The sequence below is a fragment of the Gemmatimonadota bacterium genome (assembly GCA_026706845.1).
GTDB lineage: Bacteria > Latescibacterota > UBA2968 > UBA2968 > UBA2968 > VXRD01.
Map to the genome: position 1 here is coordinate 1 of JAPOXY010000083.1, position 20,486 is coordinate 20,486.

The following is a 20,486-nucleotide window of genomic DNA, read 5'->3' on the forward strand; positions in this document are numbered from 1 at the left end:
GACGCTTGTTGACCACGATGGCAATTCTTTCCATTTGGCAGATCAACAGCGTCCGTTTCTTCTCTTTTTTGGCTATGCGAGTTGTCCCGATGCATGTCCTCAAACGATGGCGCGTCTTGCCAGTGCTTATACGATTTTAGACGAGGATGCACGCGATCTCAGGACGCTTTTTGTGAGTGTTGATCCCGGGCGCGATTCACCGCAAATGCTCAAGTCTTATTTGTCGCATTTTGATGTGCCAGCCATTGGTCTTACAGGGGTTCAGGATAGTATTGATGCGGTGGTTAAACGCTATGCCGCCCATTATGAGATCGGCGAGCGGAATTCCGCAGCGGGGTATCTTATCGACCATTCTCTCTATACCTATCTCATTGACCAGAAGGGCGATTTGCGCTTCTTTTTTCGCCCGTCTCATACCGCCGAAGATATCGCGACTGTGGTTCGTCAGTTGTCCAGGTAGATTTTGGGGGATAAAGCATGATGCGAGTCGCTTGCGATGTGCCCTACACTGAGGGGATCAAATACGCGGGGTCAAAGTTGAGACTTCTTCCGCATATTCTGCAACTGGTTAAGAAGGTTGATGCAAGGACGGTGTTGGATGGGTTTTCGGGTACGACGAGGGTGTCGCAGGCGCTCGCGAGGCTGGGTTATACGGTTGTTTGCAATGATGTTGCGGTGTGGTCGAAGGTTTTTGGGACGTGCTATTTGCTGAATGAAAAGAGGCGAGAGGATTACCAACCATTGATCGATCATCTCAATGCGCTTCCGCATGTGGATGGGTGGTTCACGGAGCACTATGGCGGTCAGTCCAATAACGGATGTGCGATACAGTGGGATGGGCGCAAGAAGCCGTGGCAGATACACAATACCCGTAAATTAGACGCGATTCGAGAGGAGATCGACGCGCTGAAGCTCGATCCGGTTGATGAGGCTGTGGCGCTTACGAGTCTGATTTTGGCGCTGGATCGCGTGGATAGCAGTTTGGGGCATTTTGTTTCTTATTTGAAGGACTGGTCGCCGCGCTCTTATAAGGAGCTTGTGCTGAAGGTGCCGAATATTTTTTGTTCACCGGGGGAACATCGGGTATTTCAGAGGGATATTTTTGATCTCGTTCCCGATATATCTGTTGATCTGGCATATTTCGATCCTCCTTATGGGTCGAATAACGAGAAGATGCCGCCATCGCGGGTGCGATATGCTTCGTATTACCATGTGTGGACGAGTGTGATTTGCGCCGATAAACCGGCTCTTTTCGGGAAGGCCAATCGCCGTAGGGATACATCGGATACTGTGGCGGCGTCTGTTTTTGAGGAGTTTCGACAGAATGATGAGGGGAACTTTATTGCTGTTGAGGCGATTGAGGATTTGATCGCGGCGACGCGCGCGCGATGGATTATTCTGTCGTACAGTTCTGGCGGGCGGGCGACTGCGAGAGCGTTGAATGATGTGTTGCGGCGCAATGGCGAGATAGTGGATGTGGTTGCACTCAATTATAAGAAGAATGTGATGGCAGGGATGAAGTGGACGAATGAATGGTTGAGGGATGCAGAGCAACCAAACCGGGAGTTTTTGTTTTTGCTCGAGAAAAAGGCGGTCTGATAAATACGATGTCTCCAATTCTCTTTGAATACGGTCCATTTCGCATCGGCGTTTATGGCGTGATGCTCGCGATTGGTTTGCTCTGTGCGTCGTGGGTGCTCAAGCGCGAGTTTCGGCGTCGGGGTCTTGACCCCACATTGTCAGATCGCATTGCATTTGTCGCTGTGATTGGCGGTATTGTGGGGAGTAAAATTTTTCACGTTTTCGAGTATCCCCACGCTTTTGTGGCCGATCCTTTTGGCACGATTTTTTCCTCGGTGGGTTGGGCCTGGTATGGCGGGCTTTTGGGTGGGGCTGCGACTGTGCTCCTTTGGCTTCGCCGGTATAATGCGCTCGATTGGCCCGCTGTGGATGCGATTGCGCCTGCTCTTGTGGTGGGGTACTTTTTTGGGCGGGGAGGATGTGAGCTTTCGGGCGATGGATGCTATGGGATTCCCACGGATTTGCCCTGGGGTATGGCTTATCCCAATGGTCTTGTGCCCACGCTCGATTTTGTGCATCCGACGCCGATTTACGAGATGATTCAGATGGTTTGTATTTTTGGGATTCTGTTGGCTCTGCGCGATCGTCTCAGGCCCGGTATGGTTTTTGGTCTTTATCTCGTTTTGATGGCTGTTGCTCGCTTTTTTGTCGAGTTTGTGCGTCTTACGCCCGAGGTTTTTGTGGGGCTTACGGTGCATCAATGGGTTAGTATTGGTCTCGTGGTTACGGGGATTTATCTCATTAATTTGCGTCGAAAAAGACCTCAGAATTGACAAAATTACGGTCCCGATTTATTTTTGAACTCACATGGATATTCGATTTTACAATACGTTGACGAATCGCGAAGAAGTTTTTGAGCCGCTCGATCCTCCGAATGTGGCGATGTATTCCTGTGGTCCAACGGTGTACGATTTTGCCCATATCGGCAATTTTAAGTCTTTTTTGTTTTCCGATGTGCTCCGTCGTTTTCTCGATTTGGCCGGTTATAATGTTACCCATGTGATGAATATTACCGATGTGGGACATATGACAGACGACGATGTGGCCGATGCGACTGGCGAGGACAAAATTGCGGTGGCTGCGCGCAAGCTCAAAGAGGAAAAGAAGTCGGGTAAGTTGCCCGATGACGCGGTTTCCAATCCCGATGATCCGTTTGAGGTGGCGCAATATTTTACGGAGGCATTTGTCGAAGATGCGCGTTTGCTGGGGATTAAAGTGGCGCACGACTATCCGCGCAATATGCCGCGTCCCACGGAACATATCGATGCCATACAGGTGATGATTCAGAAGCTGTTGGACAAGGGCCACGCTTATGTTGCCGATGATGGTGTGGTTTATTTTAGTGTTGAATCTTTTCCGGAATACGGTCGTCTGTCGGGCAATGATCTCGATCAACTTGTCGCGGGTTCGGGTGGGCGCGTGCTTGAGGAACACCAGGTGATCAAGCGCAATCCCGCTGATTTCTTTTTGTGGAAACCAGATCCGTCTCATATTATGAAATGGCCTTCTCCCTGGGGTGAGGGGTATCCGGGCTGGCATATCGAGTGCTCGGCTATGGCGATGAAGATGCTGCGGCGAGAGGTTATCGATATTCACACGGGAGGCGAGGATAATATTTTTCCACACCACGAATGCGAGATTGCCCAATCGTGTTGTGCGACGGGGCATTCGCATTTTGCCAGGTACTGGATTCACCCGCGCTATTTAATGGTTGAAGGCGAGAAGATGTCCAAGAGCAAAGGCAATTTTTTTACGGTGCGGGATGTGCTCGAGGGCAAGGTGACCGGGCGTCCCGTTCATCCTTCGGTTTTGCGTTACGAACTGATTAAGACGCATTATCGCACGCAGACCAATTTTACGCAAAAAGGTCTCCAGGATTCAGCCAATGCTGTGCGAAGATTTCACGAGTTTGGGCAGGGGCTGGTTCAAGCGGCGAACGGCGGTGCGACGGAGGTAGGCAGAGATCATCCCGTTGTTGCCGATTTTCTCAGTGCTCTGTCCAGCGATCTCAATATCAGTGCAGCGCTTGCGGTTGTGCATAACTGGATGGGGCAAGAGGTAGATGACCCGTCCGAAGCACTGGATGTGTTTGACAAGATCAATAGTGTGCTGGGGATTGCCGATCTTTCGGGCTTGGTCAAGGCTGAATCAGCGGATGATACAGATACCAGCGAGGCGATTTGCAAACAGATTGATGAGGCCCGCGCATCCAGAGATTACGATACTGCCGATTATCTGCGGCAGGAACTCATCGATGCGGGCTATGAGGTTCGCACTGCGCCGGAGGGGACGGTTGCTATAAAGCAGTTGGCTTAGAAGAAGGTGGATGTTTATGAATTTTCCGATTACCCGCATGCGCCGTTTGCGCCAGAGTGAGACGACGCGCCGAATGGTGCGCGAAAATCACGTGCGCGTTGACGATTTGATTATGCCTCTGTTTGTGTGTCCGGGCAGAGGCGTAAAAAAAGAAATCGGGTCTATGCCGGGCAACCATCAGATGTCGATAGATGTCGTGGTTGAGGCGTGTAGAGAAATTGCCGATCTGGGTATTCCAGCGGTAATTCTTTTTGGGATTCCCGATCACAAGGACGCGCGAGGCAGTGGGGCTTATTGCGATGATGGTATTATTCAGCGTGCGATATCTGCGATTAAAGAACATACGCCGGATCTCTATGTGATTACGGATGTGTGTTTATGCGAATATACGGATCACGGGCATTGCGGTGTGATTGTGGATAAAGATGTGCATAATGATGAAACGGTTGCCCTGCTTGTCAAAGAATCTCTTTCCCATGTGCGCGCGGGCGCAGATATGGTTGCGCCTTCCGATATGATGGATGGCCGCGTTGGGGCTATTCGCTCTGCTCTGGATGCCCAGGGGTTTGACCATATACCGATTATGGCATATTCGGCCAAGTACTGTTCGGGTTTTTACGGTCCATTTCGCGAAGCGGCAGAGTCTGCGCCGCAATTTGGTGATCGCCGTTCCTATCAGATGGATCCGGCAAATGGCGACGAGGCCATGCGAGAGGTGGCTCTGGATATTGAGGAGGGCGCGGATATCGTTATGATCAAGCCAGCATTGCCCTATTTGGATATTATTTATCGGGTGAAAACAGAGTTTGGCGTGCCGGTTGCCGCGTACAATGTCAGCGGCGAGTTTGCGATGCTCAAAGCTGCTTTCGCAAATGGTTGGCTGGATGAAGTCCGGGTGCGAGACGAGGTTCTGGTGAGTATTAAACGCGCGGGCGCAGATCTTATTCTGACCTACTTTGCGCGCGATATTGCGCGGGTGGTGAGGTGAGAGTTTTTATGGATATTACGATTGATCGCATTATGCAAAACTTTGATGTTCTCACGGATTGGGAAGATCGCTACCGGTATATTATTGAACTCGGTCGCAAGTTGCCGCCTTTTGATGAGGAATACAAAATTGATACCAATCTGGTGCGGGGGTGTGTGAGCCAGGTGTGGCTCGTGACCGATGTGCGAGATGGCGATCCCCCGGTGATCGAATTTCGCGCAGATAGCGATGCGCAGATTGTCAAGGGGCTGGTTGCTATTTTGTTGTCGCTGTATTCGGGTAAGACTGCTCGGGAGATTCTCACGGCTGATATTCGCAGCATTTTTGAAAAGCTCGATCTCGCCAAACACCTCAGTATCAACCGCGCCAATGGCTTTGCCTCTATGGTCAAGCGCATTCACGAACTCGCGCTTGCCACAGCGGCATAGGGTGATGAATAATAAAAAGGGCCTATGAGGAAAACTCACAGGCCTTTTTTTGTTGAAAATTTAATAATTTTTTAGACCATCAACGCGTTTTCCGCTTCTTTGCGGTGCGTCAATAGTGGACCGCGCACGCCGCGCTCAATTTTGGCATAAGCATCGTGGTTGTGGATGCTTTCATAGTTGTTGCTCGATACGTAAAACCAGGAGATGCGCTCTTCGTCCATCATTGCCAGCAGGTCTGTCGCTACATCGCGCACGATGTCTTCGACAAATTTGGGGTTGTTATATGCGCGCTCGGTTACGTATTTTTCATCTGTGCGTTTTAGAATGGGATAGAGTTGACACGACGCATGGTATTCGCCGATGTCGATCAAATCTTCAAACCAGATAAATTCATCCTCATAAGGCCGCACATCCATTGTGATTTCGGAACGTTGATTGTGCGCGCCGTAGTCGCTGATTTCTTTGCTGCAGGGGCAGAGGCTTGCCACGTTGGCACGTACGCCGATTAGCTTGTCTTGCATGCCTTCATTTGTCAACATTGCCTTAAATTCACAGTTGTAGTCCAGCATGCCTTCAATGCCCGTGATAGGTGCTTTGCGGGTTAAAAAAATGGGAAATGCCATGCTGAGAAACGCTTCTTCTGCTTCCAATAATTCGAGTATTTCTTCGAGTACAATGTGTACGCTATCAGGTGTAAAGTGTTTGTGTTGCTCATTCAGTGCAATCATAAACCGCGACATGTGGGTTCCCTTTTGATGGTGGGGCAAGCTCACGGTCATGGATAGATTGGCCACTGTGTGAAATTCGCCGTTATCGCGTAGCGGCAAGGTCAAGGGATAGCGGACATTGGACACGCCGACCTGGTCGATTTCAATGCCGCGTTTGTCATGTGAGTTCTGTATGTCTGGTAGAGTCATTCTGTTCTCCGTTGTTCTGACGAGTTCCGCCTAATATACCTCAAAATGCAAAATGGTCAATCCTATAAAAATTGTCGATAGAATGTTTTCCATCACCGCGTGTGTGCTCATTAAAGGCTATCAATATGTGCTGTCGCCCCTGATGCGCTTTTTTGCCATTGCGCCCAGTCCATGCCGCTATCATCCCACATGCTCGCATTATGCGCTTGAGGCTTTTCGCCAGCATCCCTTCCCGTATGCTCTTTCTCTTTCGATACGACGTATTTTGCGCTGTCGTCCGTTTGCCAGAGGTGGGTACGATCCGGTTCCTCCGCCTTCTGATCAATGACCTTCTATCTCGCCAACATCCTGCCCAGAGGCCGTCCGCCGACCAGATGCATGTGGATGTGATACACTTCCTGGCCTCCGTCGCGATTGCAATTGATGATGAGGCGATACCCGTCTTCTGATATGCCTTCGTCTGCCGCGATTTTTGCCGTTACGGTCATCATGCGCCCGAGTGCGGGTTCGTCTTCTTTTGCGACGTCGTTGATTGTGGGGATTAATTTGTTAGGGACGATCAAGACGTGGGTAGGTGCCTGGGGATTGATGTCTCGGAAAGCGGTTACCAGGTCGTCTTGATAGACGATGTCTGCGTTGATTTCGCGTCGGATGATTTTGCTAAAGATCGTTTCTTCGGCCATTGTTCTCTCCTTTGTTGGGGGTTTGCGAATGCAACTGTATGATAGGGTATGGGATGTGTTTTTGCCAATCGGAATTTGACTGTGTAATACAAATTTCTTGATGTTATAGAGGCAACACTGTATATTTCAGTTTCTTGCCCGCCGCGTGTTGGCGGTCTGATAACAAAAGATACTGGAGGTACGCTATGGCTAAGCGACAGGGTAGCCGTATAGGCATTAGAATGAAAAGTACAGAGAGTTCGCATTATTATCATACGGAAAAAAATCGACAGAATCATCCCGATCGCCTCGAATTGAAGAAGTTCGATCCCATACTGCGGAAGCGCGTGCTCTATCGGGAAGAGCGATAGATATTGACAGGGGGATTTTTCCATGGCCAGACGTTGTAGTATTACGGGAAGGGGACCGCTTAGTGGTCATCATGTGTCCCACTCCAAACGAAGAGTCAAGCGGGTGCAAAAACCCAATTTGAAGAGCAAGCGCATTTACGTTCCAGAACTCGGTCGCTTTGTGCGTGTCAAGCTTTCTGCCCGCGCACTGCGAACGGTGAATAAAAAAGGTTTTTTGTCGTATCTCAAAGACCGCGGTCTTTCAGTGGAGAAAGTTGCGCTTTAAATAAAATGTCATAAAACATGGATTCGGGTTGCAGTATAGGGAAAACGGTGAGAATCCGTTGCGGTCCCGCCGCTGTAACTGGAGATGGTTCTCGCATTTATGCCACTGGTGAAAAACCGGGAAGGCGCGAGAAGCACGAGACCCAGAAGCCAGAAGACCTGCCCGAATCTCAGGCCTTATTGATTTCCTCGTGGATTGGGAAAAAGGTGAGATGCCATGCGCTTCGGTCCTGTGGTTTTGTCGCGTATAGCTATGTCCCTGATTTCTACAAGGAAGTCAGGGATTTTTTTGTGCGAGGTGTGTGTTGAATCTAAGAATATGGATGTCGATGATATGTTGTATCTCGGTTTGGACCATGTCTGTTCAGGCGCAGTTGTCTTTGCAATATGCACAGGGTTTTCGCGTTGATTATTTCGATGATTACAGGGTTGTAACAGTGCTCGCGCCCGGGAGTGGAGAGCGGGAAAAGGTTCAGTATGTCCTGGTGCAGCGCGGGCACGAGTCGCCCGATGGCTATGAAGGGGTTCCGAGAATAGAAATTCCCGTGCGGACTTTGATTACGACATCTACGACGCATTTGCCACATGTCGAAAAGCTCGGTGAGGTTCATAGCCTGATTGGGATTGATAATATCAAATTTGTCAATTCAGAGGCTGTCAAACAGCGCTTTGCGGCGGGTGAGTTGGTCGAAGTTGGGCGAGATAGGGCTATTGATTTGGAAAGAGTTCTGGTGCTTCAACCCGATCTCGTTATGACAGATGCGCAATCGCAGGATAATGCCCTTGTCGCGCTTCAAGAAGCGGGTGTGCCTGTTGTTATTAATGCTGCATATGCGGAACCTTCGTTGCTGGGGCGCGTCGAGTGGATCAAATTTGTGGGTGCTTTTTTTCAGAAAGAAGGGCTGGCATCTGCCCAATTTGATAGCATTGTTGTGAGGTATGAAGCGCGTAGAGCGTTGGTCCAGAATTTGCCAGCAGATAAGCGTCCCACTGTTTTTGTGGGGTCTCTCTGGCGCGGGACCTGGTTTATGTCGGGGGGCAATACCTATCCCGCGCAGTTGCTCAGGGATGCGGGTGCAAATTATTTGTGGGGAGATGATGATTCACAACAGAGTTTGGCACTCGATTTTGAGACGGTTTACGAAAAGGCGCACGATGCGAATTGCTGGATTACGATGAGAAATGAATGGTACTCTCGAGGCGATGTTGTCGCCGAGGACGAGCGGTACAAAAAATTCACGGCGTTTGAGACGGGAAATGTTTTCAATGCGAATGCACGCCTCAACGCGCATGGGGGCAATGACTATTGGGAGACGGGGCTTATTGAGCCAGATGTTGTGCTGGCTGATATTATTAAAATTTTATATCCCGATTTGTTGTTGGATCATCAACTCAAGTACTATCGAAAGCTCGATCCATAGCTTATGAAAATGATGCGTTTTTTAATTTTTTTGATTTTCTGCGCGAATACGCCGATCTGGGCAGCGGAGATTGTTGGTCGCGTTACCGATGCTGAGAGCCGAATGCCCATAGCAAGTGTGCGTGTTCAAATTCTCAATACGGATTTTGTGACGCAGACGGATGGGGATGGGCGCTTTGCTTTTGCCGATCTGATGCCCGGTTCTTATACGCTTGTTATGACACATGTGGCTTACGATGTGGGGCAACGCGCGGTTCGCGTGACCAAAACGGCTGAGGTTTTTGTTGCGCTGTCGCCGAGGACGTTTCCCCTCGATGAGTTTTCGGTGATTGCCGATCCGATAGGTGCCAGTGATATTCACAGGAATCCAGCGTATGCGACGGTTATTACGCGCGAAAGTTTTGAGGGTAGGGAGACGACGTTGCCCGATGTATTGGCTGAGGCTACGGGGGTACACGTCAAGCGCCTCGGCGGGCTGGGTGCTTTTAGTACGCTTTCGCTGCGCGGTTCATCAGCCGATCAGGTTGAGGTTTATCTCGATGGGATTCTGCTCAATACTGCTTTTGGTGGAGGGGTAGATCTCAGCAATTTGCCACTGGCTCACGTCGGGCAGATTGAGGTGTATCGCGGTGCAGGTGCAGGTGGTAATGGACTGGGTGGCACGGTGCATGTGCGCACGCGACAGACGCAGAGGCGATGGTTTCACGGGGTTCGAGGATCGTGGGGTGCTTTTGATACGCGGTTGATGAGTGGTGTATTCGCGGGCGGATTTGGTCGGTCGGAGTTTCTCGTTGTGGCTGATTATGCACATAGCGATAACGATTTTGGATTTCTCGACGATAATGGGACCGAATACAATGACAGTGACGATGTTTGGAGCAGGCGTGAGAATAACGATCATCGATCTTTTAATCTTTTGGGCAAATGGCGTCGCGCTTTTGGGGAGGATCGAATTTTATCCGTCCACGAGACCGCGTATTGGAAATATCAGGGCATGCCAGGTATTAGCAATAATCAGTCGCAGAATGCACATTTTGATGTTTTCCAGACGATGACGGAAGTCGCTTATGAGGATCGCGTTTTATTGAACGGGATAAATACGCGGCAGTCGCTTTATGTCACGCATGTCAAAGAGCGGTTCCGCGATCTGGATGGCGAGATCGGGATTGGGCGCCAGGATAATGATTATCTCACGCGCACTTATGGGTGGCTGGGGCGTTTGCAAACGATTCTGTTTTCGCGCTGTGATATCGCGACTGCGATTGGGTTGCACAGGGAGACTTATTTGCCGACGGCGCATCTTCGGTCTGTTGCCAGTTTGTTCGATAGTCAGCGGTGGATTTTTTCCGCGCGCACGGGGCTGGATATTTCACTGCCGGGTGAGATTGGGATCTGGTCTTTGGGCGCGGAGCAACGGCGGATATACAGTTCGTTTACCGGTGCCAATCCTTTTAATTTTTCGCCGCTTGCACCCGATTCTGCCAATACGCGCGATCTGACCAGTCTGCGTTCGGGTGTGCGTTTTGATCTGGCATCTCATCTGATGTTTAAGGCCAATGCGGGGCGCGTGTTTCGCGTGCCTTCTTTTTACGAGCTTTTTGGAGATCGAGGCGGTGTGGTCGGCAATGTCAATCTCAGGCCCGAGTATGGTCTGACATGGGATGCGGGTCTGCGTTATGCAGATGGGACGACTACGTTGGAAGGCGCGTTTTTTGATCATCGCTATGAGGATTTGATCCAGTTTGTTCACACGTCACAGGCTACATCGCGTCCGGTTAATATCGGCAAAGCGCGTGTGTATGGGTTTGAAATGACCGCGCAGAGACGCTTTGGTTCTCGGGTTGATTTGTCGGGTAATTACACGTATCAGAAAGCTACTGATAAGTCCAATATTCCCCATTTGACTGGCAATATTTTGCCCAATCGCCCGCCACACGCGCTGTTTGTTCGTGCTACTATGCGTCTGGGACGCGGTACTGTGTTTTACGACTATGCGTTTGAAGATGGCAATTTTTTGGATCAGGCGAATCGACGCCCGCTATTATCGCGGCATGTTCACACTGCGGGTGTGAAGGTGGATACGGGGCTGCGGTTTCACATTGGATTGGAGGTGAAAAATCTAACTGGGGCACAAATCGCCGATACCTGGGGTTATCCGCTGCCAGGGCGCGCGGTTTTTGTGCGTGTGAATGCGGATTAAGTAGATGAAAGGTTCTTTTTAACACAGGAGGATGTAATGAGGTGGTTTTTAGTCATTCTGTTTTTTGCAACAGATGCACTGGCAAATCAAGCGGTTATTACGACGACGGATTATAGCAGTGGTAGTTTTTCGAGTCTGGATCTCAATACAAATACGGTGACAAACGATCATCTGACGATTCACTCGGATGCGGCGGTGCGGACGTATAGGGATAAGGTGTATATTATCAATCGTCTGGGGCAGGATAATGTGATTGTTTTGAATCGCAGTGATCTGAAGACGCCATTGACGCAGTATTCGACAGGCAATGGTTCCAATCCGCACGATATGGTTTTTGTCAGCGAGGAGAAAGCGTATATTTCGCGGTATGAGCGCACGCATTTGCTGATTGTAAATCCCGTTACGGGGGATTCATTGGGTGCGGTGGATTTATCGGGTTTTGCGGATGCGGATGGTTTGCCCGAAGTATCTCAGCTCGCGTTGTCTGACAATCATTTGTTTGCCGCGTGTCAGCGGCTGGATCGAGATAATGGATGGGTGCCGACTGATGTTTCGGTGATTGTGGTTGTTGATGTGATGACGGATCAGGTGGTGGATGTGGATGTAAATACAGCGGGTGTGCAGGGGATTGTGATGGCGGGTAAGAATCCCGCGGGCGCTGTGCAGAGAGGGAATAAGTGGTTTTTAAGCGCGGTCAATACATTCGAAGATCTGACGGATGGCGGGATTGAGGTGATTGATCTGGCAAAATTGAGGAGTGAAGGCGTTGTGCTTGGTGAGATGGCTTTGGGTGGCAATCTGAGTTCTCTGGCGATGGTTTCGGATGACGAGGGGTATGTCGTTGTTTTAGATGCAAATTTTGCCAATATTGTCAAACGATTCGGTTTGGCGATGCAGTCTGTATCGTCGGGTTTGAGTGGTCTTTCAGGCGGATTTGTGCCGAGTCTGGGGGTATTCGGAGGAAGGTTGTACGTTTTGGATCGAGGGAGTTTTGTGGATCCGACATCTGTGGGGGTGCGGGTTTATGACGTGAAGACGGATGCGCTTGTGGCTGGTCCGATCAATACGGGACTACCGCCTTCGACTATTGCATTTGTGGGCAGTGTGGCTGATTTTAATGGCGATTGTGTGGTTGATTTTAGCGATTTTTTGGCTTTTGCTTCCGCGTTTGGGAAAGCAGCGAGTGATGCTATGTTCGATTTGGATGGCAATGGTTCAGTTGATTTTCCCGATTTTTTGATTTTTGTTTCGGAATTTGAAGGGGAATAAAAGGCCTGTATCCGCGTTCAAAAGAGAGGTTTGTATGGGTACCAGACAACGAAAACGGCATGTCAAAAAGGGTCTGGTGATGGTCAATACCGGAGATGGTAAGGGCAAGACCACGGCGGCGCTGGGGGTGATGACCCGCGCCTGGGGGCGCAAGATGCGCGTGGGCGTGATTCAGTTTTTGAAGCACGAGAATGCCAATTTTGGCGAGATTCGCGCGGCCAGGCGCATGGAGGTCGATTGGATTGGTACGGGCGATGGGTGGACGTGGACGAGCAAGGATATCGATGAGTCACAGGCTCGGGCATTGCGCGGTTGGGAAGTGGCGCAGGAGCGGATTGCGAGTGGAGATTACGATCTGTTTATTCTGGATGAGTTTACGTATTTGATGGCTTTTGGATGGTTGGATGCAAAAGAGGTGGTGGATTGGCTGCGAGAGCATAAGCCAGAGATGTTGCATGTGATTATTACGGGGCGCGATGCGCCCGATGAGTTGGTTGATTTTGCCGATATGGTGACTGAGATGCGCGAGGTTAAGCATCCGTTTAGCGATCAGGGTATTGTTGCGCAACCCGGGATTGATTTTTGAGATGGATGAGTTTGTCGATCAGCATGAGTATTACGAGTTGAAGCGCGATGGTCGTTTTTTGATCGCGGAATTGCTGGTGCCGCATCAGGTGCTGAGTACGTCGGCATATCGCGGTGGTTTGTGCGAGGGTGTCCGATATCTGGTGAATCACCAGAGTTGTGAGGGCAATGGACACGATGCGCGTTTTGCGTTGATTAAGCAACTCGGCGAGGTGGGGTATCATCGCCATGTCTGTGCAGAACGCGGTTTGCCGCCGGACGCGGTCGCGCTGATGGGTACGGCTGCAAATATGCATTATGCGTCTCGCGTTGTGGAATCGCATGCCGAGTTGCGCGTGTGTGCAGTTGTTACCGCAGGTGTTGAGGGCAATGCGGGGTGTGCGGGCGATGAGGCGAGTTGGCACGAAGAGGATGCGGGATGGCGCCATCTCTATGAGGGGACGATCAATGCGATGGTGTTTATCAATTGGCCGCTTACGCCGGGGGCTATGGCGCGGGCAGCGGTGACGATGACCGAGGGGAAGTCTGCCGCGCTTCGCGATCTCGCTATTTCGAGTCGCTATTCTCAGGATCTCGCAACGGGTACTGGTACAGATCAGTACTGTATTGCTGCGCCTCTGGATAAGACACGAGTGCCCAAAACCAATGCGGGACATCACGCAAAATTGGGCGAGTTGATCGGCAAATCTGTGCGTAGAGCCACGCTGGAGGCGCTACGATGGCAAAACGGTTTGGAGGCGTCGCATACGCGTAGCGTTTTTCATGCGTTGAAGCGGTTTGGGTTTAGAGAGGACCGTTTTTTGCAGGCGATGGAGAAACGGCTCAAAGCGGGTGAGTTTGCGTTGTTGAAGAAGAATCTCAATTCTGTTGTTTACGAACCGCGCGTTTCGGCGGCGGCTTATGGGTTTGCAGCGGTTTGGGATCGGGTGCGGTATGGGACGCTTTCACATGCTCTGGCAGATCCAGTGTTGCGTCAGCAGGCAGCGATATTGGCGACTGCGCTGGCGGCGAGGCCAGATGTCTGGGTGTCGTGTTACGAGCAGTTGCGCGTGGATGAGAACGCATTTTTGGAGGTTGTTTACGATGCATTTGCGCTTGGATGGCGTTTGAAATGGACGTGACTATTCTCGAGCCAGATCCGGTTTTGCTCCTTTGCGCGGTCGTTTTAGATGGTCTTTTTGGCGATCCAGTTTATGCGTTGCATCCCGTTCGTTTGATGGGTGCGACGCTGTCTTTTTTTGAGCGGGTGCTTCGCGGTCTGCGGCTGGATGGTTATGCAGGTGGGTGTTTGCTGTTTTTGTTGCTGTCTGCGTTTTGGGTGGGGGTTGTCTGTGCATTGGCTTGTGTGTTGCATGATGTCCAATATGGAGTGGGGTGGATTTTTCAGATTTTTGTTTTGTACAGTATGATTGCGCTCAAAGATTTGTGCAAGCACGGGTTGGCGATTGATCGCGCTGCTGATCTGGAGCGTGCGCGCGAGGCCGCGTCTATGCTTGTGGGACGCGATACCGATGTGATGGATTTTGCGGCTTGCCGACGTGCGGGTATGGAGAGTTTGAGCGAGAATGCAGTGGATGGTTTTGTGTCCCCCATTTTTTGGTACGCGATATTGGGGTTGCCGGGTGTTGTGTTTTTTAAGGTGGTCAGTACGATGGATTCTATGGTGGGGTTTAAGACGCCGCCATACCGCTATTTTGGCTGGTGTGGGGCGCGGCTGGACGATGTGCTCAATTTTATTCCGGCGCGTTTGACGTATTTGGGGATGGTGCTGGTGGCGTTTTTTATGCCCGGGTGTTCTGCGCGCAAGGCATTGCTTATCGGGTGGCGGCAACACGCGCTTGTTCCGGGTCCAAATTCCGGGTGGAGTGAAGCTGCGGCTGCAGGCGCTTTGCAGAGGCGGTTGGTCGGTCCTGTTTGGCAGGGAGGGACGCAGGTTACAGATGTGTGGTTGGGCGATGCGGATGATTCCGAAGGTGGTCAGCCTGGAGATATGCGCCGTATGTGTGTTTTTGTTATTGTTACCTGTTTGCTCGCGACAGGGCTGGCGGTTTTATTGACTTTCTGAAGTCGCACCCCTATTTTTTTGTAGCAATCCTACAGGGAGGGACTATTGTGAAATATTTGATAATTATTTTGGGGCTGGCCAGTCTCTTTTTTGTCGCGTATCCCGCCGTTGTAAAGGGGCAGGAGGTAACGGCGAGTGAGGTGGTGGACCGGGAGACTCTGAAAGCTTTTGTAGAAGGGGCAAAGGATTCATTAGAGAGTGCCGATAACTTTGCTGAGGTCTCAAGATTGATTGAGGCATTCAGGATTGAGGGAGATTGGAAGGCCGGTTCGATGTACCTTGTGGTGTTGGCTTCCGAAGGTCTCGTGCAATTTCACGGGGGCGATGTGACGTTTGAGGATAAAAACGTCCTTGATCTCGAAGATGCCAGAGGCGTTAAGGTTGTCCAGGAGATGCTCGCCGCAGCCGCTGGAGGCGGCGGTTTTGTCGCGTATTATTGGGATGATCCGGCAGTGGAAGAAGATGCCGATTCGCCCAAGCTGACTTACGCTGCTCCGGTTACTATACGCGGTCTAGAGTTTATCGTCGTCGCTGGCTTTTATATGGATCTGTCCGGCGTTGATGCCGAGCCAAATATCTTTGATATCCTGGAGGTAACAGCTCGTGATGTGAAGGATAAGGAAACTCTGAAAGCCTTTGTCGAGGGTTTGAGGGTTCTCGTTCCGATTATCGAGGAAAAGGGTTATCCCTATCTGGCAACTGTCCAGGCCGCAATCAGGACCGAGGGGGAGGATTTCAAGTATGGTTCGATCTACATTTTTGTGATAGATACCAGCGGTGTATTGATCTTTCACGGGACCGCTGACCCGAGTTCCTATGGGCAAAATATGATTGATGTCGAAGATGTCAATGGGGTCAAAATTGTGCAGGAGATCATCGCGACAGCTACAGCGGGCGGCGGTTTTGTCAAGTATTATTGGGATAATCCAGCGGTAGAAGGAGATGAAGATACCCAATCGCCCAAGCTGAGCTATGTGATCCCGCTTAATATCTTCGGTCGGATTTTTATCGTGGGCGCTGGTATTTATCTGGAGTCCGATACGGCTTTTGAAGGTGCCGGCCTGGTGGATGTACAGGTTGTAGGCGATGGCGATGTGAGCGGTTTGACGGTGGAGGTTTCTCGCTCAATTGCTGGTCGTGTGCCCAATTATGCGTGGCATAATACGACAGATGAGATGGGGCGTGCTGTGGTAAGGGTGATGGCGGATGACCAGAGGCGTGTGAATGGCATGTATCAGGCGCGCGTGCGTTCGGCAGATGGTGCGACCATTGCGAGGTGGTCCAGTATTCCAATAGTGCCCGGAAGCCGCGTGACTTATGAGGTCAATTTGGATGGTGATGTGCGCTTTATCAATCCTTTTGCGGCTTCATTGGGGCAGAACCATCCCAATCCGTTTAATCCAGCGACGACTATTCGCTATTCTTTGGGAGAAGCAGTGAATGTACGATTGGCTATTTACAATGTACTGGGTCAGGAAATTCGGTTGCTGGTTCAGCAGTTCCAGCCCGCGGGAAATTATACGGTCGTGTGGGATGGGCGTGATGCTGCTGGGCGTCAGGTGAGTACGGGTATGTATGTGTATCGCCTGCAAGCCGGGGAAGATGTGGTCACGCGCAAGATGTTGCTGACAAAATAGTAGTGAAATAATTAAAAAAAGAAACGGGTTTCGTGAGTACAGAAGAAAAGGCGCGACCCGTTTTTTATTTATTCGGATGGAAAATGGCAATTCTTAAAACACAAAATCTCGCTGTGGGTTATAAACACGGCAGTCGTCCGTCTCGCGTTGTGGCACACGATATAGATGTGTCGCTCCATCGCGGTGAATTTGTGTGTTTGCTGGGTCCCAATGGTGCGGGAAAATCCACGCTTATTCGCACGCTTGTGGGGATGCAGCCGCCGCTTGATGGGCATGTGTGTCTTATGGGTCGAGATATCGCGGATATGTCTGCTACAGAAGTTGCCCAGGTGATCAGCGTGGTGCTTACGGATCGCATTGGTATTGGTATTATGGCTGTGCGCGATCTGGTCGGTCTGGGGCGATATCCCCATACGGATTGGATCGGACGCTTTACAGAGGAAGATGAACGGGTTGTTTCCTGGGCTATTCGGGCAGCCCGCGCTGAGGATCTGGCATATCGCAATGTGGCTGAACTCAGCGATGGCGAGCGTCAAAAGGTTATGATTGCACGCGCGCTGGCGCAGGAGCCAGATCTTATGATTCTCGATGAACCTACGGCTTTTCTCGATTTGCCTCGTCGCGCTGAGATTATGGCTTTGTTGCAGGATCTGGCACATTCTACGGGTAAGGCGATTTTGCTTTCAACGCACGATTTGGATCTGGCGCTGCGTTGTGCAGATCGCATTTATCTTTTGCCGTTTGAGGGTGTGTTGCAGACTGGCGCGCCTGAGGATTTAATTCTCAATGGCGCTTTTGAAGATGCGTTTCAGAGTGATGGCGTGCATTTTGATGCGGATACGGGTGCGTTTAAGCTCAATGCACAACGCGGTCACGCTTCAGTTGCTGTGTCTGGGGAAGGCCGGCGCGCTTATTGGACCAGGCGCGCGCTGGAGAGAGCCGGGTTTCAAGTGGGAGATGGGGGGGCTGAGTGGCATGTCAATATTCGGGAAGGGGATGCCTGGTGTGTTGAGCGCGATGGCGTGGTTCGGGAATACGATTCGATTGCCGATTTGATTGCGGCACTGAAAGGTGAACGCGGATAAAAGGATGGTCGGGATGGAGGCTCAATACAAGGATGAAGCGCAGGGGAGATCGCGGCACGCGGTTATTATGCTGGGTTTATTTTTGCTGCTTCTGATCGCGTTCGGTTTGAGTTTGTCGCTGGGGTCGGTTCATATTCCATTGGCGGCCTTGTTCGGCGTTCTTACGGGTGGAGAAGTGTCGTCTGCGGCATGGGCGATTATTGTTCATACGATTCGATTGCCCAAGGCGATTACCGCTGTGCTGGCAGGTGCAGCGCTTTCTGTGGGTGGGTTGCAGATGCAAACGCTTTTTCGCAATCCGCTGGCGGATCCTTTTGTGCTGGGTATCAGTGCCGGCGCGAGTCTCGGCGTTGCTATTGTGGTGCTGACAGTGGGTTCGGTGGGTAGTGCGCTTATCGCGGGGATGGGCTTTCTGGGCGATTTGGGTTTGGCGGTTGCGGCTATTATGGGTGCAGCCGCTGTGCTGGGATGCGTGTTACTGGTGTCTCGCAGTGTGCAGAGTGTGATGACGTTGCTGATTTTGGGGCTGATGTTTGGGTATGCGACCGGAGCTTTTGTCAGTGTTTTGATTTATTTTAGCGTTCCTGAACAAATACAGTCGTACATTTTGTGGACTTTTGGCAGTTTTGGCAGTGTGACATGGCGACAGATGCCCGTGCTCATTTCTGCTATTTTTGTGGGTCTTTTGCTGGCGTTTTTGTGTATTAAACCGCTCAATGCACTGTTGCTGGGGGAAAATTATGCGCGCAGTATGGGTTTGAATGTCAAGCGCATTCGCTTGTGGATTTTGATCAGTGCGTCGATTCTGGCGGGCGCGACCACTGCTTTTTGTGGTCCGATTGCGTTTTTGGGTCTGGCTGTGCCGCATCTTTGCCGCAGTCTGTTGCATACGTCGGATCACCGCGTGCTTATGCCTGCGGTCACTTGCCTGGGGGCGACGCTGGCTCTGCTTTCAGATCTGATTGCCCATTTGCCGGGTAGTCAATTTGTTTTGCCGCTGAATGCGGTGACGTCCCTGATTGGCGCGCCGATTGTAATCTGGTTTATTTTACATCGGAAAAATTTGAGTCAGGCGTTTTCGTAGGAACTTCAATTATTGGTGCTCTGCTCGAGGGTTTCCAACCAGCGATAGCCGTAGGTCGGGATGTTGGATGACGGCGGGGTTGTGCTACTGGAAAACATGTCGAATCGTTCGACTCGCAGGCGATAGCTGTAGTTGTGCCGGGGCTGGAAGTTCACGATTTCACTGAGGAAGGCTTCGCCGTTGACGACGTTGCAGTACACGGCGCCGCATGGGGTTCTGTGGGGTCCTACGGTTATTTCTTCTTCTGTGCCCGTTAATTCAGTTTTTGAGACTATTTCAGTCAAGACGTATCGCCCGTCGCTGTACTGGTTTGCATTGAGGGTATAGTGATACCCGGCTTCGTAATCGAAGTGGGTGATGATGTCGTTGTAGGGCGCCACGTTAATCAGCAGGCAAACGTAGTCGATTTGCGTGCATTTTACCCGCGTTGGTCCCACAGATATGGTTGTCGGAGTGGATGGCGCGCGGGTTTTTTCTATTTGTTCCAGCAGGCGATAACTGTATTGGCTGGCATCCTGCGGCGGTTCCTTTCCATCATAGGGGTCGTATTTGCCGATCCGCAGACGATAGTTGTAGCCCGCTTCGAAGTTGAAGCCCTCAATGCTGTCGTAGAACAATGAGCCGTCAACGATCATGCAGGTCTGTTCGCCGACGCCGTAGCATCTGGCCAGAGCAGGACCGACGGTTACTTCTTGTATTTCAATGTATTCGGAATTGTTCGGGTCTAACGGACCTATGCAGGCAGTAAGGAACAGTGCGAAGAGGAAAAACCATCTGGTGTGCATTGGGTCACTCCTTTTTTGCTATCCGAGATACGTCAAAATATAACCGTTTACGGCTTTTGTCTAAATTAAACATCGTGAAGGGCGGTCGGGTTCCCTGTAAATATTTGTAAATGAATATGAACATTGATTGACTTTTCTGTCTGCGTACACGCACAGGCAGATCATAGATACGCTACCCTTACCGATCTGTTAAGTCTTGACAGTAATGTGAGAATTGATTATCATTTCTTCATGCAAAGAGTGAATCAACAACAGAGAGCGAAGCAGCAGCAAAGAGCGAAGCAGCAGCTAACCGTCTTGCGAGCCCTTAGCGAAGCGGACGGCCCCCTATCCGCCAGGGAACTGTGGAGCCGCCTGAGCGGAAGCGGAGAGAGTATCGGTCTCGCCACGGTATATCGCGCGCTCCAAAGGGGTGTTGAGGAAGGCACGCTGGAGTCGGTCGAAGTGTTGGGCCGCGGCGTTCGGTACGAGCCCAAGGACCGCGAGCATCACCATCACTTTCTTTGCTCAACCTGCGACCACGCGTTTGACCTCTTCGGTTGCGTCGAGGGCCTCGATTCCCTGGTTCCAGACGGGTTTCAGATGACGGGGCATGAGGTGGTATTGCTCGGAACCTGTGACGCGTGTGGCAATGCGGCATCACATCAACATCAAGGAGGGCGCTGATGCATCTATCAGAAGGTGTGCTTCCGCTCAGCCAAGCTATTGCGTGGAGTGCCCTGGCCGCCCCCACTGTCTTTTGGAGCCTTCGTGAAGAGCAACGAACGCGACGCAACACACCGTCGTCCTCGGTCATCATGGCGGGCGCCACGAGCCTGCTCTTTGCCGG

At 51.1% G+C, this 20,486-nt stretch carries 21 protein-coding genes and 1 riboswitch; of the genes, 18 read left to right on the forward strand and 3 right to left on the reverse strand.

Annotated features, from left to right (window positions below; all coding sequences use genetic code 11):
* From OXG87_08450 to OXG87_08475, 6 genes are all read left to right on the forward strand, one after another.
* Positions 1 to 460: SCO family protein (locus tag OXG87_08450; protein MCY3869575.1), on the forward strand; the 460-nt coding region annotated here is incomplete at its 5' end.
* A 17-nt stretch (positions 461 to 477) separates the two neighbouring features.
* A complete protein-coding gene (locus OXG87_08455; GenBank protein MCY3869576.1) occupies positions 478 to 1,599 on the forward strand; it encodes a DNA adenine methylase in 1,122 nt (373 codons plus the stop codon).
* Between the two features lie 8 nt (positions 1,600 to 1,607).
* Entirely contained in the window at positions 1,608 to 2,354 is a 747-nt protein-coding gene (locus OXG87_08460) for a prolipoprotein diacylglyceryl transferase (protein ID MCY3869577.1), read from the forward strand.
* A 34-nt stretch (positions 2,355 to 2,388) separates the two neighbouring features.
* The gene (gene cysS / locus OXG87_08465) at positions 2,389 to 3,897 is read left to right on the forward strand and encodes a cysteine--tRNA ligase (GenBank protein ID MCY3869578.1); all 1,509 of its coding nucleotides are present in this window, start codon (positions 2,389 to 2,391) and stop codon (positions 3,895 to 3,897) included.
* Between the two features lie 16 nt (positions 3,898 to 3,913).
* Positions 3,914 to 4,885 (forward strand): porphobilinogen synthase, encoded by a 972-nt coding sequence (hemB, locus tag OXG87_08470; protein ID MCY3869579.1) that lies wholly within the window; start codon positions 3,914 to 3,916, stop codon positions 4,883 to 4,885.
* A gap of 8 nt (positions 4,886 to 4,893) precedes the next feature.
* Positions 4,894 to 5,313: a SufE family protein gene (locus OXG87_08475; protein ID MCY3869580.1), complete on the forward strand. Its 420-nt coding sequence runs from the start codon at positions 4,894 to 4,896 to the stop codon at positions 5,311 to 5,313.
* Between the two features lie 71 nt (positions 5,314 to 5,384).
* Here the strand turns inward: OXG87_08475 and folE2 are convergent, their stop codons facing one another.
* Positions 5,385 to 6,230, reverse strand: coding sequence for a GTP cyclohydrolase FolE2 (gene folE2 / locus OXG87_08480; protein MCY3869581.1), 846 nt, complete (start codon positions 6,228 to 6,230; stop codon positions 5,385 to 5,387).
* Positions 6,231 to 6,282: 52 nt separating this feature from the next.
* Between folE2 and yidD the strand changes: the two genes are divergently transcribed.
* A complete protein-coding gene (yidD, locus tag OXG87_08485; GenBank protein ID MCY3869582.1) occupies positions 6,283 to 6,558 on the forward strand; it encodes a membrane protein insertion efficiency factor YidD in 276 nt (91 codons plus the stop codon).
* 4 nt (positions 6,559 to 6,562) lie between these two features.
* Here the strand turns inward: yidD and hinT are convergent, their stop codons facing one another.
* Positions 6,563 to 6,913 carry a purine nucleoside phosphoramidase gene (hinT, locus tag OXG87_08490; protein MCY3869583.1) on the reverse strand — a complete coding sequence of 117 codons (351 nt, stop codon included), beginning with the start codon at positions 6,911 to 6,913 and terminating at the stop codon, positions 6,563 to 6,565.
* Positions 6,914 to 7,098: 185 nt separating this feature from the next.
* On the opposite strand from hinT, the gene rpmG reads away from it, so the two are divergent.
* The 11 genes from rpmG (at position 7,099) to OXG87_08545 (ending at position 18,872) form a co-directional block, all read left to right on the forward strand.
* Positions 7,099 to 7,263 carry a 50S ribosomal protein L33 gene (rpmG, locus tag OXG87_08495; GenBank protein ID MCY3869584.1) on the forward strand — a complete coding sequence of 55 codons (165 nt, stop codon included), beginning with the start codon at positions 7,099 to 7,101 and terminating at the stop codon, positions 7,261 to 7,263.
* Positions 7,264 to 7,285: 22 nt separating this feature from the next.
* Positions 7,286 to 7,528, forward strand: coding sequence for a 50S ribosomal protein L28 (rpmB, locus tag OXG87_08500; protein MCY3869585.1), 243 nt, complete (start codon positions 7,286 to 7,288; stop codon positions 7,526 to 7,528).
* 8 nt (positions 7,529 to 7,536) lie between these two features.
* Positions 7,537 to 7,709: riboswitch (cobalamin riboswitch) on the forward strand.
* A gap of 141 nt (positions 7,710 to 7,850) precedes the next feature.
* Entirely contained in the window at positions 7,851 to 8,948 is a 1,098-nt protein-coding gene (locus tag OXG87_08505; GenBank protein MCY3869586.1) for an ABC transporter substrate-binding protein, read from the forward strand.
* Positions 8,949 to 8,957: 9 nt separating this feature from the next.
* Complete coding sequence (locus OXG87_08510; GenBank protein MCY3869587.1) at positions 8,958 to 11,147, forward strand: TonB-dependent receptor; 2,190 nt, start codon at positions 8,958 to 8,960, stop codon at positions 11,145 to 11,147.
* 36 nt (positions 11,148 to 11,183) lie between these two features.
* Positions 11,184 to 12,416, forward strand: coding sequence for a hypothetical protein (locus OXG87_08515; protein MCY3869588.1), 1,233 nt, complete (start codon positions 11,184 to 11,186; stop codon positions 12,414 to 12,416).
* A 34-nt stretch (positions 12,417 to 12,450) separates the two neighbouring features.
* Positions 12,451 to 13,002, forward strand: a complete 552-nt coding sequence (gene cobO / locus OXG87_08520; protein ID MCY3869589.1) for a cob(I)yrinic acid a,c-diamide adenosyltransferase — start codon at positions 12,451 to 12,453, stop codon at positions 13,000 to 13,002.
* Position 13,003: 1 nt separating this feature from the next.
* Positions 13,004 to 14,122, forward strand: a complete 1,119-nt coding sequence (locus OXG87_08525) for an adenosylcobinamide amidohydrolase (protein ID MCY3869590.1) — start codon at positions 13,004 to 13,006, stop codon at positions 14,120 to 14,122.
* The gene (cbiB, locus tag OXG87_08530) at positions 14,113 to 15,066 is read left to right on the forward strand and encodes an adenosylcobinamide-phosphate synthase CbiB (protein MCY3869591.1); all 954 of its coding nucleotides are present in this window, start codon (positions 14,113 to 14,115) and stop codon (positions 15,064 to 15,066) included. Before OXG87_08525 ends, cbiB begins: the two co-directional genes overlap by 10 nt.
* 47 nt (positions 15,067 to 15,113) lie before the next feature.
* Positions 15,114 to 16,703 carry a cache domain-containing protein gene (locus OXG87_08535; GenBank protein ID MCY3869592.1) on the forward strand — a complete coding sequence of 530 codons (1,590 nt, stop codon included), beginning with the start codon at positions 15,114 to 15,116 and terminating at the stop codon, positions 16,701 to 16,703.
* 83 nt (positions 16,704 to 16,786) lie between these two features.
* A complete protein-coding gene (locus tag OXG87_08540; GenBank protein ID MCY3869593.1) occupies positions 16,787 to 17,788 on the forward strand; it encodes an ABC transporter ATP-binding protein in 1,002 nt (333 codons plus the stop codon).
* A gap of 13 nt (positions 17,789 to 17,801) precedes the next feature.
* Positions 17,802 to 18,872: an iron ABC transporter permease gene (locus OXG87_08545; GenBank protein MCY3869594.1), complete on the forward strand. Its 1,071-nt coding sequence runs from the start codon at positions 17,802 to 17,804 to the stop codon at positions 18,870 to 18,872.
* 5 nt (positions 18,873 to 18,877) lie between these two features.
* On the opposite strand, the gene OXG87_08550 is transcribed toward OXG87_08545, so the two are convergent.
* Positions 18,878 to 19,657, reverse strand: coding sequence for a DUF4377 domain-containing protein (locus tag OXG87_08550; protein MCY3869595.1), 780 nt, complete (start codon positions 19,655 to 19,657; stop codon positions 18,878 to 18,880).
* Between the last annotated feature and the right edge of the window lie 829 nt (positions 19,658 to 20,486).

Coding starts and splice junctions, on each gene's coding strand:
- OXG87_08515 (MCY3869588.1), top strand. CDS start 11,184: ATGAGGTGGTTTTTAGTCATTCTGTTTTTTGCAACAGATGCACTGGCA.
- folE2 (MCY3869581.1), bottom strand. CDS start 6,230: ATGACTCTACCAGACATACAGAACTCACATGACAAACGCGGCATTGAA.
- rpmB (MCY3869585.1), top strand. CDS start 7,286: ATGGCCAGACGTTGTAGTATTACGGGAAGGGGACCGCTTAGTGGTCAT.
- OXG87_08545 (MCY3869594.1), top strand. CDS start 17,802: ATGGAGGCTCAATACAAGGATGAAGCGCAGGGGAGATCGCGGCACGCG.
- OXG87_08505 (MCY3869586.1), top strand. CDS start 7,851: ATGTCGATGATATGTTGTATCTCGGTTTGGACCATGTCTGTTCAGGCG.
- OXG87_08475 (MCY3869580.1), top strand. CDS start 4,894: ATGGATATTACGATTGATCGCATTATGCAAAACTTTGATGTTCTCACG.
- OXG87_08525 (MCY3869590.1), top strand. CDS start 13,004: ATGGATGAGTTTGTCGATCAGCATGAGTATTACGAGTTGAAGCGCGAT.
- cysS (MCY3869578.1), top strand. CDS start 2,389: ATGGATATTCGATTTTACAATACGTTGACGAATCGCGAAGAAGTTTTT.
- cobO (MCY3869589.1), top strand. CDS start 12,451: ATGGGTACCAGACAACGAAAACGGCATGTCAAAAAGGGTCTGGTGATG.
- OXG87_08455 (MCY3869576.1), top strand. CDS start 478: ATGATGCGAGTCGCTTGCGATGTGCCCTACACTGAGGGGATCAAATAC.
- hemB (MCY3869579.1), top strand. CDS start 3,914: ATGAATTTTCCGATTACCCGCATGCGCCGTTTGCGCCAGAGTGAGACG.
- OXG87_08540 (MCY3869593.1), top strand. CDS start 16,787: ATGGCAATTCTTAAAACACAAAATCTCGCTGTGGGTTATAAACACGGC.
- rpmG (MCY3869584.1), top strand. CDS start 7,099: ATGGCTAAGCGACAGGGTAGCCGTATAGGCATTAGAATGAAAAGTACA.
- OXG87_08460 (MCY3869577.1), top strand. CDS start 1,608: ATGTCTCCAATTCTCTTTGAATACGGTCCATTTCGCATCGGCGTTTAT.
- hinT (MCY3869583.1), bottom strand. CDS start 6,913: ATGGCCGAAGAAACGATCTTTAGCAAAATCATCCGACGCGAAATCAAC.
- cbiB (MCY3869591.1), top strand. CDS start 14,113: ATGGACGTGACTATTCTCGAGCCAGATCCGGTTTTGCTCCTTTGCGCG.
- OXG87_08510 (MCY3869587.1), top strand. CDS start 8,958: ATGATGCGTTTTTTAATTTTTTTGATTTTCTGCGCGAATACGCCGATC.
- yidD (MCY3869582.1), top strand. CDS start 6,283: ATGGTCAATCCTATAAAAATTGTCGATAGAATGTTTTCCATCACCGCG.
- OXG87_08550 (MCY3869595.1), bottom strand. CDS start 19,657: ATGCACACCAGATGGTTTTTCCTCTTCGCACTGTTCCTTACTGCCTGC.